This is a genomic window from Lyngbya sp. CCY1209 (genome assembly GCF_035615495.1).
Lineage (GTDB): Bacteria > Cyanobacteriota > Cyanobacteriia > Cyanobacteriales > Microcoleaceae > Limnospira.
Genome location: NZ_JAJENU010000597.1, coordinates 1 through 16,043 on the forward strand (window position 1 = coordinate 1; position 16,043 = coordinate 16,043).

General features: G+C 52.5%; 13 protein-coding genes and 1 tRNA gene. 3 read left to right on the forward strand and 11 right to left on the reverse strand.

Translation table 11 applies throughout. The features are described 5' to 3' along the window. Positions 1-477: 477 nt before the first annotated feature. The 11 genes from LKE08_RS22095 to LKE08_RS22145 all read right to left on the reverse strand — a co-directional run bounded on the left by LKE08_RS22095 (position 478) and on the right by LKE08_RS22145 (position 13,374). Complete coding sequence (locus tag LKE08_RS22095) at positions 478-1,821, reverse strand: hypothetical protein (RefSeq protein WP_324706430.1); 1,344 nt, start codon at positions 1,819-1,821, stop codon at positions 478-480. Positions 1,822-1,848: 27 nt separating this feature from the next. After that, positions 1,849-3,180 carry a hypothetical protein gene (locus LKE08_RS22100; protein ID WP_324706431.1) on the reverse strand — a complete coding sequence of 444 codons (1,332 nt, stop codon included), beginning with the start codon at positions 3,178-3,180 and terminating at the stop codon, positions 1,849-1,851. Between the two features lie 104 nt (positions 3,181-3,284). Continuing rightward, complete coding sequence (locus LKE08_RS22105) at positions 3,285-3,449, reverse strand: DUF5989 family protein (protein WP_324706432.1); 165 nt, start codon at positions 3,447-3,449, stop codon at positions 3,285-3,287. Continuing rightward, entirely contained in the window at positions 3,449-3,862 is a 414-nt protein-coding gene (locus LKE08_RS22110; protein ID WP_324706433.1) for an SxtJ family membrane protein, read from the reverse strand. The genes LKE08_RS22105 and LKE08_RS22110 overlap by 1 nt, the downstream gene beginning before the upstream one ends. Positions 3,863-3,958: 96 nt before the next feature. Then, positions 3,959-5,896, reverse strand: a complete 1,938-nt coding sequence (locus LKE08_RS22115) for a carbamoyltransferase (protein ID WP_324706434.1) — start codon at positions 5,894-5,896, stop codon at positions 3,959-3,961. A gap of 113 nt (positions 5,897-6,009) precedes the next feature. Continuing rightward, positions 6,010-6,366 (reverse strand): cupin domain-containing protein, encoded by a 357-nt coding sequence (locus LKE08_RS22120; RefSeq protein ID WP_324706435.1) that lies wholly within the window; start codon positions 6,364-6,366, stop codon positions 6,010-6,012. Positions 6,367-6,874: 508 nt separating this feature from the next. After that, positions 6,875-7,762 carry a PhzF family phenazine biosynthesis protein gene (locus LKE08_RS22125; RefSeq protein WP_324706436.1) on the reverse strand — a complete coding sequence of 296 codons (888 nt, stop codon included), beginning with the start codon at positions 7,760-7,762 and terminating at the stop codon, positions 6,875-6,877. 266 nt (positions 7,763-8,028) lie between these two features. Then, positions 8,029-9,555: an anthranilate synthase component I gene (gene trpE / locus LKE08_RS22130; RefSeq protein ID WP_324706437.1), complete on the reverse strand. Its 1,527-nt coding sequence runs from the start codon at positions 9,553-9,555 to the stop codon at positions 8,029-8,031. A 162-nt stretch (positions 9,556-9,717) separates the two neighbouring features. Next, entirely contained in the window at positions 9,718-11,496 is a 1,779-nt protein-coding gene (gene ltrA, locus LKE08_RS22135; RefSeq protein WP_324706438.1) for a group II intron reverse transcriptase/maturase, read from the reverse strand. Between the two features lie 1,007 nt (positions 11,497-12,503). Continuing rightward, positions 12,504-12,932 (reverse strand): photosystem I reaction center subunit II PsaD, encoded by a 429-nt coding sequence (locus tag LKE08_RS22140; protein WP_324706439.1) that lies wholly within the window; start codon positions 12,930-12,932, stop codon positions 12,504-12,506. A gap of 139 nt (positions 12,933-13,071) precedes the next feature. Next, the gene (locus LKE08_RS22145) at positions 13,072-13,374 is read right to left on the reverse strand and encodes a hypothetical protein (RefSeq protein ID WP_324706440.1); all 303 of its coding nucleotides are present in this window, start codon (positions 13,372-13,374) and stop codon (positions 13,072-13,074) included. Between the two features lie 228 nt (positions 13,375-13,602). On the opposite strand from LKE08_RS22145, the gene pyk reads away from it, so the two are divergent. The 3 genes from pyk to LKE08_RS22160 all read left to right on the forward strand — a co-directional run bounded on the left by pyk (position 13,603) and on the right by LKE08_RS22160 (position 15,819). Next, complete coding sequence (pyk, locus tag LKE08_RS22150) at positions 13,603-15,384, forward strand: pyruvate kinase (RefSeq protein WP_324706442.1); 1,782 nt, start codon at positions 13,603-13,605, stop codon at positions 15,382-15,384. Positions 15,385-15,471: 87 nt separating this feature from the next. Further along, positions 15,472-15,543, forward strand: a tRNA-Thr gene (locus LKE08_RS22155). Positions 15,544-15,603: 60 nt separating this feature from the next. Next, positions 15,604-15,819: a hypothetical protein gene (locus tag LKE08_RS22160; RefSeq protein ID WP_324706441.1), complete on the forward strand. Its 216-nt coding sequence runs from the start codon at positions 15,604-15,606 to the stop codon at positions 15,817-15,819. Positions 15,820-16,043 lie beyond the last annotated feature (224 nt).

The window sequence follows — 16,043 nt, forward strand, 5'->3', positions numbered from 1 at the left end:
TGATTGACTCAAAGCCCCCAGTATTGGGGGTTTGGGGGCCAGACAATTTTACAAATGGTTTCCGATTGATATAGCAGCCATGACGCTTAGGACTGTTCTGCCAATTTAAACCCGCCTTGAAATGAATTTCAAGGCTAATAGCAAAAGTCCACTCAAGTGGACTGGGTTAGAGCATAACTGTCCCAATCGCTTTGGCCGTTGCTATATTATAGTGCGATCGCTCCCTCGAATTTGCGGTTGTCAATGGGAGAGTCGCCGAGGTCAGCAAATCATGACGCGGCGGGCGATCGCTCCCCCTCAATCCCCCTTGAAAAGGGGGGACTTTGACTTCTCAACTGTATCTCAAAATTGTCCCCTATTCCATCAGCCCTTTAACTATGCAATTGAACTTCCCGGCATACTTTGGTATTAAAGCATCCAATCCGATTCTGAAAATAGCACATCATTGTTTCGCCATTGATGGCTATAACGTGATATCTACGAACCCGATTCGGGTTCTTGCGGCTGTTTTTTCTGCGGATTCAGGGTATTGACAATACTTTCGGCGATATAGCTGGACAGCAGGCGTTCTCCCGCCGGAGTGTAGTGGCAACAATCATCGATATACATGATTTCCGGCGATCGATCGAGGGCTTTTACCCCATTAAAAACCGTCACGCCGGCGGCTTGCAACTCCGGAATGCGATTCAATAAGATCGGATAGCCGACTTCGATCGCATCGCCGTAGGGACTATCATCGCTGAAGGCAACTTCGCGTTCTTCTTCGCTGTAGACGCGATCGGTGGGATAATATTGGTTGGGTTGGATGACGTGAAAATAGGGGATATTTTGGGCGGACAAGATTTGACTCATCAGCGTCGATGTTTTGACCCAATTATTGATAATTTTTTGTAATGCTTCCGGTTCGGGCAAGGGGGATTCTTGCTGATAAAATAAAAAGACGCTGCCTTCCCCTTCTTCGTCGGGGTTTTGTTGATATCTTTGAAATCGTTTCACGTCCCGGCGGTAATCTTGAATGAGTCGCCGGACGTGGAGGGAGTTGAGGGTGTGGCAGGATGCCAGGTTGCAATCTTTTAAAGTGGCGATCGCGTCATTAATTCTCGGCTTCGTTTCTTTAATTTTTAACAACGTTTCCAGTGCTTTTGTGGATAAATTGTTATTCGCCAGACTCGTCAGCGGTTCGATGTGGGCCGCACTCGGCATCATCAAGTCCAATTGGCGATCGTTGTTGACGTTGGACAGGGCAATTTCGTTGAAGCCGTCGATGTTAATTACCATGTCGAAGACTTGACCGACCGACAGCATATAATTTAAAATCAGAAGTTGCTGGGGTTGTTTGTATCCCCCCGTCGCGAAGGACAGAATGATAATTTCTTTATCTTTTAATTCCGGGATCTGCTTCAGTTTGGTTTCTAAAATTTTATTCTGAATTTCAAAAATAGAATAGTTGGAGGCGACAGAACCGCCAAAAACTCCGACAATATATTGATTCTCGTTGGTTTTTACGAACGGATAATCGTAGGGCGAAATAAATCCATAATTGTTGTACATGAATCCCGGACGAAAATCCGGCCCCGGCTTTTGAACGTAGCCGAAAAAGGGATGCAGTCGTTCCACGACCGACAGTTCCATTCTCATCCCTTCCAAATTTAATCCCAAATCTTGGCTGGTTTGGGGCCGTTCCCGCGTGTAGAAAAACTGATTGTTGCGGATAAAATAAAACGCCAACGAACCGAGTTCGAGAAATACCGCCAACATCACCAGGTTGACGAGGGCGATTTTGACCCATTCTTTAATGTGCTTGATGTCAATTTTATTCATGATTGAAATCAAAAAAAATTATTGACTTTACTTCAGTTTTTCGCCCACAGATTGTCCAATATATTCTGTAAATATCTCTTGTCCTTTGGGGTTATAATGACAGCAGTTATCCCGATAAACACTTTCTTTTTCTTCATCGAAAACGGTGACAGCATTGATGACATTAATGCCGGAATTTTGCAAGGTTTCTACTCGCTCTAATAGGCGAGGATAGCCTTGTTGAACACCTTCGAGGTAGGGTGTATTGACAAACAGGTTTTTTTCTTCTGCGGTAAAGGTTCGTCCGGTGGGGTGGTATTGATTGGGTTGGATAACTTGGAAGTAAGGAATATTTCGAGCCGACAAAACTTGATGAATCATTTGGGAAGAAGTTGCCCATAAGTCAACCATTTGATCGAAAGCGATCGCCTCTCCCAAAACCTGTTTATTTTTCGGCATAGAAATCAGGCTATTTTCTAAGCTACTCTCATTTTTTTTCAATTCGAGTTGCAATTCTTCCAACTCGGATACCCCATCTTGGTATTGTTTGAGTAAGGTGTCAACTTGATAGGATGTCAGGGCGTAACAGGAGGCTAAATTGCAGTTTTCCAACTGTTCGACTTTTTCTTGCAGTTTCTCTTTGGTTTTCGTGACATCGGCGATCGCCATAATAACGGGAAGGCTCGTATTTGCCAAGGATGTCAGCGGTTGAATGTGCTGGAAACTCGGCATGGAAATGGGGACGGAGGCTTCGTTATTTAATGGGGGAAGGGCAACTTCATTGAAACCGTCAATATTGATAATCAGGTCGAATTCCTGCCCGATGGAGAGGAAATAATTGAGAATCAATAACTGTTGGGGCTGTTTGTAACCCCCGTGGGCAAAGTTTAAAATAATCAACTCTTTATTTGCCAGTGCGGGAACGGATTTGAGTTGTTGAATTAATGTGGTCGTTGCCCCCTTGTTGACGACTTCATTGTTGGCGAAATCCACCGCCACCGAGCCGCCGAAAATACCGATAATAAACTGATTGTCATTTGCCTTCTGAAACGGATAGTCGTAGAGGGTGAAGAAACCGTAATTGTTGACTTTCAAACCAAACTGGTTTTCGCCAAAAATTCCCGGTTTCAAGACATATCCGAAATAGGGCTGGAACCGCTCGACGATCGCCTCCCGTTCCTGATCATCCTCCGGCATCCGAACGCCAGTTTGCTGCAACGCCTCTCTAGCTTCATTTTGGGTGCGATCGCGGCTATAAATCAACCGCCCTTCCGTTATCAAATAAAACAGCAGCGGCACCCCCTCCAACACCAGCAGGATGAGGGCGAAATTGATCGCGAAAACCTTGAGAATTTGCCGACTATTTTTCAGGTTTTTCATGGAAAATAAATTCAAACCCGGACTTTCGACGATAAGCCATAAAAACGAGGGGAGAGGCGACCTTTCCCCCATTTTGACAACCCTATTTTACCCCCCGCACGGCATCAAAACAGCGTGTAAATAAACGGTGCGATCGCGGAACCCTGACTCAGAACGATCAACGCCCCCAACAACACCAGGGTAATGATTAGGGGGAGCAGCCAATATTTTTTTCGCTCCCTCAAAAATCCCCACAAATCTTTGAGAAAATCTACTGTCGCTTCAAACACTAATACGGACGCTCCATACTCATTTTATTTCTGGGTTTGCTGGGAACCCGATAGGTCGGCAAGTCGGGATCGAGATCCCGCCGCATGGCATCGGAACCAAACAGACGCTTGATCGCCCCCATCGGTGCGATCATAGCGTAAAACACGACCCCCAGAATAATTCGGGTGTTGATCCAGTTGAGCAGTAACCCGAACCGCATCCAGACGTGATACACCGGGTTGAGGGTGGAGGGGGACACTAAGGCCCAGGCGCCGAGCACCGCCCCGATGACCCAGGGCCACGCCGGGGGGGGCCAGTGGCGGAACAGGAGCGGCAGCAGGAAGCCGAATAATACCGCAAAAATTGCACCCGTTGTCAGTCCGAATTTTCGCAGTCCTCGGCGATCGAGTTTGGGGATATCGTGAACGGCCATAGTGATTTTTTAAAGTGAAAGTGAACGATCCGCAGATTTCGCAGATTGACGCAGATTGGGGTCGGGTTTGAGCGATGATTGGCGGGGATTGGGGGATTAATCGAGCTCGAATTCTTGTTTCCAAGATTCGTCTTTTTCCCAGGGGGTCTGTTCAGTTTTGGCGAGGAGGTAATTTTCCAACACCAGATAATCCATCTCCGTCCGCATGAAGCAGCGGTAGGCGTCTTCGGGGGTGCAGACGATGGGTTCGCCCCGGACGTTGAAGGAGGTGTTGACGATCGCCCCGCACCCCGTCCGTTTATCGAAATGGCTGATTAAACTGTGGTAGCGGGGGTTAGTTTCTTTGTGGACGGTTTGAATGCGGGCGGAATAATCGACGTGGGTGATGGCGGGAATTTCCGATCGCGGAATGTTCAGTTTTTCGATGCCAAATAACTGCTGCTGTTCGGCCGTCATCGGAATCCGGCGGGACTCCTTCACCGGCGCCACCATCAGCATATAGGGACTGGGGCGATCGTGTTCAAAATAGTCCGAAACCCGCTCCGCCAACACCGACGGGGCAAACGGCCGGAACGACTCCCGATATTTGATTTTCAGGTTCATCACCGACTGCATTTTGGTGTTGCGGGGGTCGCCGATAATCGATCGCCCCCCCAACGCCCGCGGCCCAAACTCCATCCGGCCCTGGAACCAGCCCACCACATTGCCCTCGGCGAGGATATCCGCCAACCGGGGCATCAGTTCGACATCTTCTAAATAGATATACCGGGCATCAATGCAGTCGAGATAATCGCGAATTTCGGCATTGCTGAAATTCGGGCCCAGATAGGCACCCTTCATCATATCGGCAGGCGCCGCCGTCGGCCTCACCCGGGGCGTGAGGGTTGCCACCGCCGTTTCCGCACCCACCGCGGCTTCGAGTTCCGTTTCCGCCGCCTTGACAATTTCCCGTTTTACCGTCCGGGGCTGTTCGCAATACTGATACCAAACCGCCAAAGCCGCCCCCAAGGCACCTCCGGCATCTCCTGCCGCCGGTTGCACCCAAATGTCCTTGAAAGGTCCTTCCCGCAGCAGGCGCCCGTTGGCGACGCAGTTGAGGGCGACACCGCCGGCCAGACACAGGTAATCGACGCCGAGCTCTTTTTGAACCGTGCGGGCCAACCGCAGCACCACTTCCTCCGTCACCACCTGGATGGAGGCGGCGATGTCCATTTCCCGCTGGCTAATTTGGGTTTCTGGCTTCCGGGGCGGGCCGTCGAACAGGCGATCGAACTTTTTATTCGTCATCGTCAACCCGGTGGCGTAGTTGAAATACTCCATATTCAACCGGAACGTGCCGTCGTCCTTGAGGTCGATTAAATGGGTCAAAATGCGATCGACGTAGCGGGGTTCCCCGTAGGGCGCCAACCCCATCAATTTGTATTCCCCCGAGTTGACTTTGAATCCCGTGTAGTAGGTGAAGGCGGAATACAGCAAACCGAGGGAGTGGGGAAAGTCGATTTCCCACAGGGGGGTGAGGCTGTTGCCCTCTCCCGACCAGACGGAGGTGGTGGCCCACTCGCCCACCCCGTCGAGGCACATCACGGCGGCTTTTTCAAAGGGACTCGGGAAGAAGGCGGAGGCGGCGTGGGACTGGTGGTGTTCGGTGAACATCAGGGGGGGCAGGACGGCTTTTTTTACCCCCAGGAGGGCGGCGAGTTCTCGTTTTAATAGGGTTTTGAGATATAACTTTTCTTTGAGCCAAATCGGCATGGCCGCGATGAAGGAGCGAAACCCGCGCGGGGCGTAGCTGATATAGGTTTCGAGGAGGCGTTCAAATTTGATGAGGGGTTTGTCGTAGAAGACGATGCGATCGATATCCTGGAGGGTGATGCCAGCCTCTTTCAGGCAGTAGCGGACGGCCTGTTCCGGAAATCGGGCGTCGTGCTTTTTGCGGGAAAATCGCTCCTCCTGGGCGGCGGCGACGATATCCCCGTCCCGGACTAAAGCCGCGGCACTGTCGTGGTAGTAGGCTGAGATTCCAAGTATGTTCATGCACGTCTCCTCACAATATGCACTTTCCGCCCCGGGGCGAGTCCCCACGCCCTCGGTCAAAATATCCACAGATTATAGCGAATTCCTGGCCAAGCTCAACCGCCCCGGAAAAATTAATCCGCTTTGGAGTCGGTCGGAACCCGCAATCCGAAATAGGTTAACACTAATTCTGCCGATCCGGTGTTGGCAATTTCGTGCACTTCCCCCACTTCCACGGCGATGCACGCTCCCGCCCTCAGATCGTAAGTCGTGCCGTCAATTTGGATGGTTCCCGACCCCGACTCTACGAAAAAGACTTCGCACATATCCCCATGGGCGTGGGCTCGGGCAATTTGACCGGGGGCGAATCGGGCTTGGGAAAAGTTGGTCAAATTCGGCAGATCTCCGAGTTGCAGCATCACCTTTTTTTTGATGTCCGGATTGTGGGATACCGATTTTTCTGGGATCTCGTGCAAGTTAGTGATTTTCATGGAAGGGTGTAGGGTGTAGGGGCGATTCGCGAATCAATAATTGTATCAGATCCGGTTATTTACCCGCCCCCCCTCATCCCCCCCCAGCCCCCATCCCCCCCCGGCCCCCATCCCCCCCAGCCCCCCTTTGAAAGGGGGGAGAATTGGGGGGAGAATTGGGGGGAGAATTGGGGGGAGAAAGGGGGGAGAAAGGGGGGAGAATTGGGGGGAGAAAGGGGGGAGCCGGAGTTGGTTTTGATTTCTGGGTATTCAACCGGATTTGATATCAGATCCAGTTTTTAACCGTACAAACTCCCCAATCATCGACCGATGATTTGTGCTAGTAGGGGCCCCTGGCTTGCGCCCTCGGGGCCCCTGGCTTGCGCCCTCGGGGAATTGATTCCCAAGCGGTCTTGATATCCAACCCGTTTTGTTCCGAGTATTCAACCGGATTTGATATTAGTATGATCCGTGAAATCCGATTCATCCGCGTTCGGAATTTTTGAATTTTGAATTTTGAATTTTGAATTTAATTCAACCATTCCCCCCGGGCGATCGCAACCACTTTCCCCCCCACCATCACTTCAATTTTATCCCCATTTTTTTGCGCTTTTAAGAATAGCAAAGACGGGCGATCGATTTCGTAACCCTGTTCCACCTGTACCTCGACGCGATCGCTCCCAAAATAGTTGTAATGCGCCAAATACCCGGCGAAACAGCCGTTGGCGCTCCCCGTCGCCGGATCTTCCGGAATACCCAGGGCGGGGGCGAACATCCGGGCGCTGAACTGGTGTTCCGGGTCGTAGGCTTCGGGACAAAACAGGAAAATTTCTTTGGCGTTCGCGGTTTTAATGAATTGATAATAAGCGTCTAAATTGACCTTCGCCTTTCTGAGCGCGGCTTGGGTTTTGAGGGGCGTAATAATAAACGGAACCCCCGTCGAGACTTCTTGGATGGGGAAGCGATCGTCGAAATCTTCAATTTCCAAACCCAACACGGGCGCGATCGCATCCCGGTCAAAACTATGATAAAATTCGGGAGGATTTTGCCGCATCCACAGCAATTCTTCCTCGGTTTCCGTATCGCTCCACGTCACCGGAATCTGACCCACGCCCAGGTTGAGAGTGATGCGATCGACGGCTTTTTTGATGATTTCCTGTTGAATAATATAGGCGGTTCCCAAGGTTGGATGTCCGGCGAAGGGCAGTTCCTTCGAGGGGGTAAAAATTCGCACGTCGTAGCCACCATCTTCTAAATTTTCGGAGCGGATAAAGGTGGTTTCTGAATAATTAATCTCCCGGGCAATTTCTAACATTTCTTCGTCGGATAAAGAGGCTGTACCCTCACCCAAAAAAACGGCAAGTTGATTCCCGGCATATTTGGCTTCGGCAAAAACATCGACGATGTAGAAATTCATAGGAGCAACCTGGGAATTGAGTAGTATGGCGCTACGCGCTTCTTAATGGGAAATCGGGAATCGGGAATCGGAACCGGCAACCAGAGAATCGGGAATCGGAACCGGCAACCAGAGAATCGGGAATCGGAACCGGCAACCAGAGACGGTTGCCCCTACGCGCTTCTTAATGGGAAATCGGGAATCGGAACCGGCAACCGGAGAATCGGGAATCGGAACCGGCAACCGTATAAGGTTGCCCCTACACCCTACACCCTACACCCTACACCCTAAACTTTCAAACAGCGAATCGCTTCGAGTAATCCCCTCGCTTTGTTGAGGGTTTCTTCGTATTCCATTTGGGGTTGGGAGTCGGCCACCAGTCCGGCGCCGGCTTGGACCGAAACCTGCCGCGTCCCGTCTTCCCGCCGACGCACCATCATGGTGCGGATAGTGATGGCGCTGTTGAGTTGTCCTTCAAAATCATAGTAACCGTAAACTCCAGAATAGGGGCCGCGGCGGCTCGGTTCCAATTCGTGGATAATTTCCATCGCCCGAATTTTGGGGGCGCCGCTGACGGTTCCCGCCGGGAAACAGGCTTTCAGCAAGTCCCAGGCGGTTTTGTCGCCGGACAATTCCCCCACCACGTTACTGACGATGTGCATGACGTGGGAGTAGCGTTCGACGACCATCAATTCATCGACGCGCACCGTGCCGCTGTTGCAGACTCGCCCCAGGTCATTGCGTCCGAGATCGACTAACATAACGTGCTCGGCGATTTCTTTGGGATCTTGGAGCAGATCTGTTTCCAACGCCTCATCTTCTTGAGTCGTTTGGCCGCGTTTCCGGGTTCCGGCGATCGGCCGCAGGGTGGCGATGGCTTTTCCATTATCAGTTTTTTCGGCCTTCACCATCACTTCCGGACTCGACCCGATGATCTGCCAATCCCCGAAGTTAAAATAAGCCATGTAGGGGGAAGGGTTGATCAACCGCAGCGATCGATATAACGAGAAGGGATCGCCGTCGTAGTCGGCTTCCAACCGCTGGGAGATGACGACTTGGAATATATCTCCGGCGCGGATATAGTCCTTGGCTTTGTCCACCGCCGCACAGAATTGGTCGCGGGTAAAATTGCTGGTATATTGCGGGTTTTTGTCCTCAGTCCGTCCGTGGGGAGGCGTCCACTCCAACAGGGTACTCTGGCGGGACAGGGGAGATTGCAGCTTGTCCACCAGTTGGGAGACGCGATCGCAAGCCTGATGATAAGCCGTTTCCCGATCGGTTTCCCGCAAATCTGCGTAAGCGATCGCCCACACTTTCCGCTTCACCTGGTCGAAAATTAACAAACTGTCGAACTGCATCCACAACCCGTCCGGGAAGTCCCCCGCCTCGGGGGGATAGACGGGAACTCGCGGTTCGATCCAGTGGATCAATTCGTACCCCCAAAACCCGAACAATCCCCCGATTCCCGGCGGCAGTTGCGGCAAGTTCACCGGTTGATAGGGTCTGAGACAGTCGGCCAAAACCTGAAACGGATCGCCCTCGAAATCTTCTTCTTTCCCGTCCCGATACCGCTGCACGGTGCGATCGCCCCTCGCCTCCAAAATCCACAGGGGATCGCAGCCCAAAAAACTGTAGCGCCCGATCTTTTCTCCCCCCTCCACCGACTCCAGCAGGAAGTTGTAGGGCTGGCCCGCGCAGACGCGATACCAGGCCGAAACGGGCGTATCTAAGTCCGCCACCCACTCCTGATAGACGGGAATGAAGTTGCCCCGGGTCGCCAGTTGGGAGAATTCAGAGAAATCTGGAAAAATCATGGTCTTAGTGGTGGGGAACTCGTATAGAGTCAAAGCGTCCGTCCGGCTCGGCTCGTTTCGAGAAGCACTTGAATTTTGGATACAATTAGGGGTCGAGAGAGAAGTCGCCTTCTCCCCCTCCCATTCTCCAAGCGTGCATGAGACTTTCACCTCACACGGCTCCTAGTCTAACTGTTCCTTTGTCATGGATACAGCCTTCCACTCATCGAGAGCGGTTTTATTGTCGTGACAGTGGCGGTGCAACAGTTGGAGGTTTTTGTACTCATCCTTTCCGCCTTGGCTTCTAGGTTGAATGTGGTCTATCTCTGTTTGGTCGGTGCTGGTGAAGTATTGTCCGCACCAGTTGCACTTGCCTTTTTGTTTTTTGAGTAGTTTGGCTACTCGGGTCGAGGTTTCAGTTGATTTGCCTCGTCTGGTTGCCCAGTATATCCAGTTGCCATCGTATGGTGTTGCGTTGGGGCGTACTAGGGTATGGTGAACGATTTGTGTCCAGTTGTGTTTTATCAGGTGTAACCCGTCTTTTGTCTGGAAGCACGTTTCGTGTCTTTCCCGTTCGTTTTTGAGCTTGACTGTTGTATGCCGGAAATATTTGCTCAGTTTACTCGCCTTTCCGCATCTTCTTATTGCCCATGCCCTTAATTGTCGCCAAACCGTATGGTCTAACTTGTTGAAGGTCTTCGAGGAGACTACTCCTGAGTAGTAGTTGCTCCATCCTTTGATGATGGGGTTTAATCTATTAATCAGGATTGATTGGGGTGCGGTTTTATGTCTTTTTATTACACCCTTAATCGCTTCGGTGTGGGCTTTGACTGCCTCCAGGCTAGGTTTGATGTGGGTTTTATGCCCAATTAGTTGGCTGTTTGTACCTCCGGTTTTACCGGATTTGTGTTTTCCAACCGTATATTGCCTGATGTTGAATCCTAGAAAATCGAACCCTGGTTCCTGGTACTTGCCTTCATACTCAATTGGTTTGAGCGTATGACATATTCGAGTCTTTTCTGGTTTGATTTCTAGTCCGATGGGTTTTAGCCATTCGGATAGAGCAGTCTTGCATTGTTCAATGATTCTGAGGTCTTTTGAGATGACTACAAAATCATCGGCGTACCTGATGAGGTTGGCTTGTGTTGTCGTCCCCTTATTTGGAAACATTCCTTTGACTAACCGTTCCATTCCATCCAATGCGATGTTGGCTAGTAGTGGACTGATTACCCCTCCTTGTGGTGTCCCTGTCTCTGTTTCCTCAAATACGCCGTTGTCCAGCACTCCGGCTTTGAGCCATTGTTTGATGTCTCTTTTTATTCGGCTTGGACAATGAAGTTTGGACAGTAGGTGTTCATGGTTTATTCGGTCAAAGCATTTTGCTATGTCAGCATCGAGTATATAATACTCACCCCGTGTTATAGCTGTGAAAATTCGGGATATTGCGTCGTGGGTTGACCTTCCTGGTCTAAACCCATAGCTTGTTCCCTCGAATTTGGCTTCCCATTCGGGTTCCATTGCCGATTTAACCAAGGCTTGCTTGGCTCTGTCTCGAATCGTGGGGATTCCCAGAGGTCTTTTTTCTTGTCGTCCGGGTTTTGGTATCCACACTCTCCGTAACGGTTTGGCTTTGAAGTTTCCTTTGATTTCCTCAGCAAGTTCAAACCTTTGTTTTGGGGATATTGCTACCACACCGTCCACTCCGGCAGTTCTCTTGCCTTGGTTATCTTGGGTCACTCTCCTCACCGCTAAGAGCCTTGCGTAGTATGATTTCACAAATAGACGTTGCAACCTTCTGACCTTTGCATCCTGTCTCGACTTAGCTGCTTGATAGATACGTTTTTGCAACTTGAAGACTTGCCGTTGGACTTTCGCCCAGTTGACATTTCTCCAGGCATTCTTAGTGTTCGTGGGCTTTGGTTTTTCAAATCCCTTGAATTGGCTAGATTTCGCTACAGTCACTACTTATGTCCCTATCTTTACAGTTAAACCGTGACCCGTCAGCATATCCCTTCCATTACAGTTGGGCGTTGGCTTCTGGTCACATCTCGCCCCCATTCTGGCTTCCGCTTACACTTATTACTACTGAGGTATCGACCAAAATACTCAGAGCCTGGATGGGGTTACTTCGTTCCGTTTGTACGGGCGTTCCATCTTTAGATTTGTCCTTTCCACCGGGGTACTTTCAAAGGTCTGTGTAGGTGGCAATGCCAAGCTCCTACTTTTCCCCTTGTTCTTTTGAACGCAGCGTGTCAGCCTTTTCGCTACTACATTGGTTACGATGGTTCATGTCAGACATTCGGCTCATGCCTAATCTTGGATGGTTGGCAGTGGTCAGTCACCAGGGTAGGCTCCCAGTGATGCCTTCCGTTCCCCGCTTCAATCTCGGGATTGTGAGTTCCGAAACTGGGGGTGGCTATCGCCGTTACTCTTGGCTATCCGGTTCGATTATCAGTTTTCTGGTTTCCCATAATTTATCTGTATCTTTCCAGATTGCCTTGACCTTGAGTTCCCTGCCTGATTTTGTATCTTCCGGATACAAAACTTGGGACATACAAACAGTTATGGGACTGGTCAGGGGTGCGTCCCTTTTGTTCAACCAAGGGGTTGAAAGTCCCACCGAGCGGTTATTTCGGGTATTTCAACCTTATTTCATGCTCGAACGAATCGCACGACATTGAACAATTTATCACGGCCGCAGGCGCGTGTCGATCGCCCATTCCGACAAAAACCCTGAAACGCCTCGTTTCCATTCCCGACTTTCGACAGAAAATCGATCTCCGCTCGCATCCTTATCGAGATGACAAGCGGAAATCGGCTAGATGCCAGTCCGGCGGGCCCGGGTTGTTCAACCCGTCGCCCGCCGGACCGGAATTGACGTTACGGCTGTGGGACGATCTTCCCCAGTCGGGGAACCCGTCAACCCCAAATCGCAACCTAGCGAGATTTCCCAATGCGATCGCGAAGCGTTACACTTCGTAGGTCGCTTTTCCGCTAAATTTAACTTGGGCGGGGTTGGGGTTTTTGCCGATATTGCGATCGATTTTGCCGTTGAATTCGCGGCCTTCGTTGACCTTCTCGGGGAAGACGCCATCTTTGGGATGGAGATATTCCGTGTTCCCGTCGGCATAGATCCGATAGATCTTGTAATCGGTGATTTTGGGCTTGAATTTGGTTTTCAGTTGGGTTCCGAGGGCCAAGCACTGCTCTTTGCGAGCCAGATAAAGCAAGTTTTCTCCCTCGTTCATGATCGCCGCGCCGCCGGTGGGCATTTCAAAGACCTGCTCTTTGGAGCTGGTCCAAGTGATCGCGTACTTCTCCTCAACTTGGGCTTTGGTGAGAAGGCCGCCGGTGCTGCCGCCGAATTTCGGTGGATTTCCTGTCAGTTCTTCTGCCATAGAACATCATCTCAAAGGTTTTTACGGCATCCTATCACTGATGCCGGCTTCCCCTGTAGCGATCGTAAAGATCCGTTACACAGAACGTTACAGAACGCAAAGCCCTGGGGCTGCAATACCTTAGACCACCGCAGGGCGATCACCTCGGACGGACGGCAACCCGTGAAGAAACAGAATTGGACATAGAAAAGAGAATGGCTGTGGCGCGGGTCAGACTCAAACCGTTGGATGGTGCGATCGCGTTCTTCCTTGCTGAATGGGTTATCGCCTCCTTTTGCCGTTCCGTCCCCTTGATCTCAATATTGAACCGCTCGGCCCATTCCATCTCGGGACATTCCATGTCCATCGGTTCCCCGTCAATCTCCACTTTCAGGGTCATTTCGTTGAATCGGAGCCGGTTGGGGGCATCGGCGATCGCGATCTCCTCACAATGCTGCCCCAACAATCCTGGAGCGGTAACGGGATCTACTCAAACCCTACTCACCCTCTGCTCATCTACTCAAGAGGAAACGGCGACATCCCCAGGTTGACAGGGCGAGCGCCGTTTCTTGTCATGTCCATAGTTTCGGCCCGAAACCGGGTTTGTGCAAAAAAGGGTCGGGAGCGTGGTTAAATTTTCATTAGGTTTTATCCTGCAACAGACCAGCGCCTATAGGACTCGATGAAGGTTATGCGATCGCCAAAACTCATGCACCGAACGAAAATTGTCGCGACGATCGGGCCGGCGACGCAGAAACCGGACGTCCTCAGAGCCCTGATCGAGGCGGGAGCCACCACGCTCCGCCTCAACTTCTCCCACGGCACCCACGAGGATCACCAGCGCAGCATCCGCCTCATCCGCCAGGTGTCGTTTGAACTCAATCAACCCGTGGGCATCCTCCAGGACTTGCAGGGGCCGAAAATTCGCCTGGGCAAATTCGAGTCGGGCTCCATTTTCCTGAACCGGGACGACTCGTTCATCCTCACCAGCCGCCAACTTCCCGGCACCCACGAGATCTCCTCGGTGACTTACGAACCCCTGGCTGACGAAGTGCCGGATGGGGCGACGATCCTCCTCGATGACGGCAAAGTGGAGATGCGGGTGGAAAAGGTGAACCGCGAGAAGGGGGACCTGCACTGTCGGGTGGTGGTGGGGGGTTTGCTCTCCAACAGCAAGGGCGTCAATTTTCCGGGGGTGTACCTGTCGGTCAAGGCCCTGACGGACAAGGACCGGCGGGATCTGATGTTCGGCTTGGATCAGGGGGTGGATTGGATCGCCCTCAGTTTCGTGCGGAACCCCCAGGATGTTTTGGAAATTAAGGAACTGATCGCCGGGGCGGGGAAGGAAGTCCCCGTGATCGCCAAAATTGAGAAGCACGAGGCGATCGAGCAAATGGAGGAGATTTTGGCCCTCTGCAACGGGGTGATGGTGGCCCGGGGGGATCTGGGGGTGGAACTGCCCGCCGAGGACGTGCCGATTTTGCAGAAACGGTTGATCGCGACGGCGAACCGGATGGGAATTCCGGTGATCACGGCGACTCAGATGCTTGACAGCATGGTGAACAACCCCCGGCCCACCCGGGCGGAGATTTCCGACGTGGCCAACGCGATTTTGGACGGCACGGATGCCGTGATGCTGTCCAACGAGACGGCGGTGGGCAAGTTTCCGGTGGAGGCGGTGGCGACGATGGCCCGCATCGCGATGCGGATCGAGCGGGACGGGATCGCCCGGAACGTCCTCAAGGTGGAGGACACGGGGCGATCGATTCCTAACGCCATCTCCAAAGCCGTGAGTCAGATCGCGGTGCAGTTGGACGCGGCGGCGATCATGACGTTGACGAAGACGGGGGCGACGGCCCGGAACGTGTCGAAGTTTCGCCCGCAGACGCCGATTTTGGCGATCACCCCCCACGTTGAGGTGGCGCGACAGTTGAGCGTGGTTTGGGGGGTGAAGCCGCTGTTGGTGTTGGATTTGCCCTCGACGGACCAGACGTTCCAATCGGCCGTGACGGTGGCGCGAGAAAAGGGGTTGGTGTCGGACGGGGATCTGGTGGTGACCACGGCGGGGACGTTGCAGGGGGTCCCCGGATCGACGGATCTGGTGAAGGTGGAAGTGGTGACGGCGGTGCTGGGTAAGGGGACCGCCATCGGCCAGGGAACGGTGACGGGCCGGGCGCGGGTGGCGCGATCGCCCGGAATGGTGGGGGATTTCAACCCGGGCGAGATTTTGGTGACGCCGCAGACGAATGCGGAGTTCGTGGAGATAATGCGGAAGGCCGCCGGGGTGGTGACGGAGGCGGACAGCCTGACGAGTCACGCGGCGGTGATCGGCCTGCGGCTGGGGGTGCCGGTGATCGTGGGGGTGAAGAATGCCACCCAGGTGATTCGGGACGGGGTGATTTTGACCCTGGATATGCAGCGCGGCGTGGTGTATTCGGGGGCCAGCAGTTCGACTCCGGTGGATTCGGTTTGATCTGATGTCCGCCAGATTCGTTTTAATAAAAACGATTTCGATATGTGTTGCGCGATCGCGATGTCGTCTGCTATAATAGACGACTGTGCCGATGTAGCTCAGTGGTAGAGCACTCGATTCGTAATCGAGCGGTCGGGGGTTCAAATCCCCCCATCGGCTTTAATTTATCGGGCTTCTGGGGATTCACCCAACTTGTGTTGACGATCATTTGACGATAATTTGACGATAATCTCTGCGGTTATCGTCAAACCGAAACCGACCCCACCCCCCATCGGCGCGATCGCCCCCACCATCACCCCGATCGCTCCCCAGCACTTTCACGCCCCGCGACGGTCAACCACGGGCGCCAAAGATTCACCCCGCAGCGATACCCAACACCACCGATCCGCGATCGCACCCCCACCCCCACCTACTACCAGTATCAACGTACATTGATATCCGGTCGGGGTTCAGAATGATTTGACAATCCCCGCCCCGGCGCGATCGGGGTGGGGCGCGTCTCAATGTATGTCGGGTTTTGGGGGCGCGTGTCGGGTCTTGTCGGGGCGATCGCGACGGTTTGTCCCAACCAAAATATTTGCCCCCCGATCGCCTGCTGGAACTTCCCGGCAACTGTGGAGTCCCTTTTATGCCCACCCGGACATCCCCCGCCCAAATTT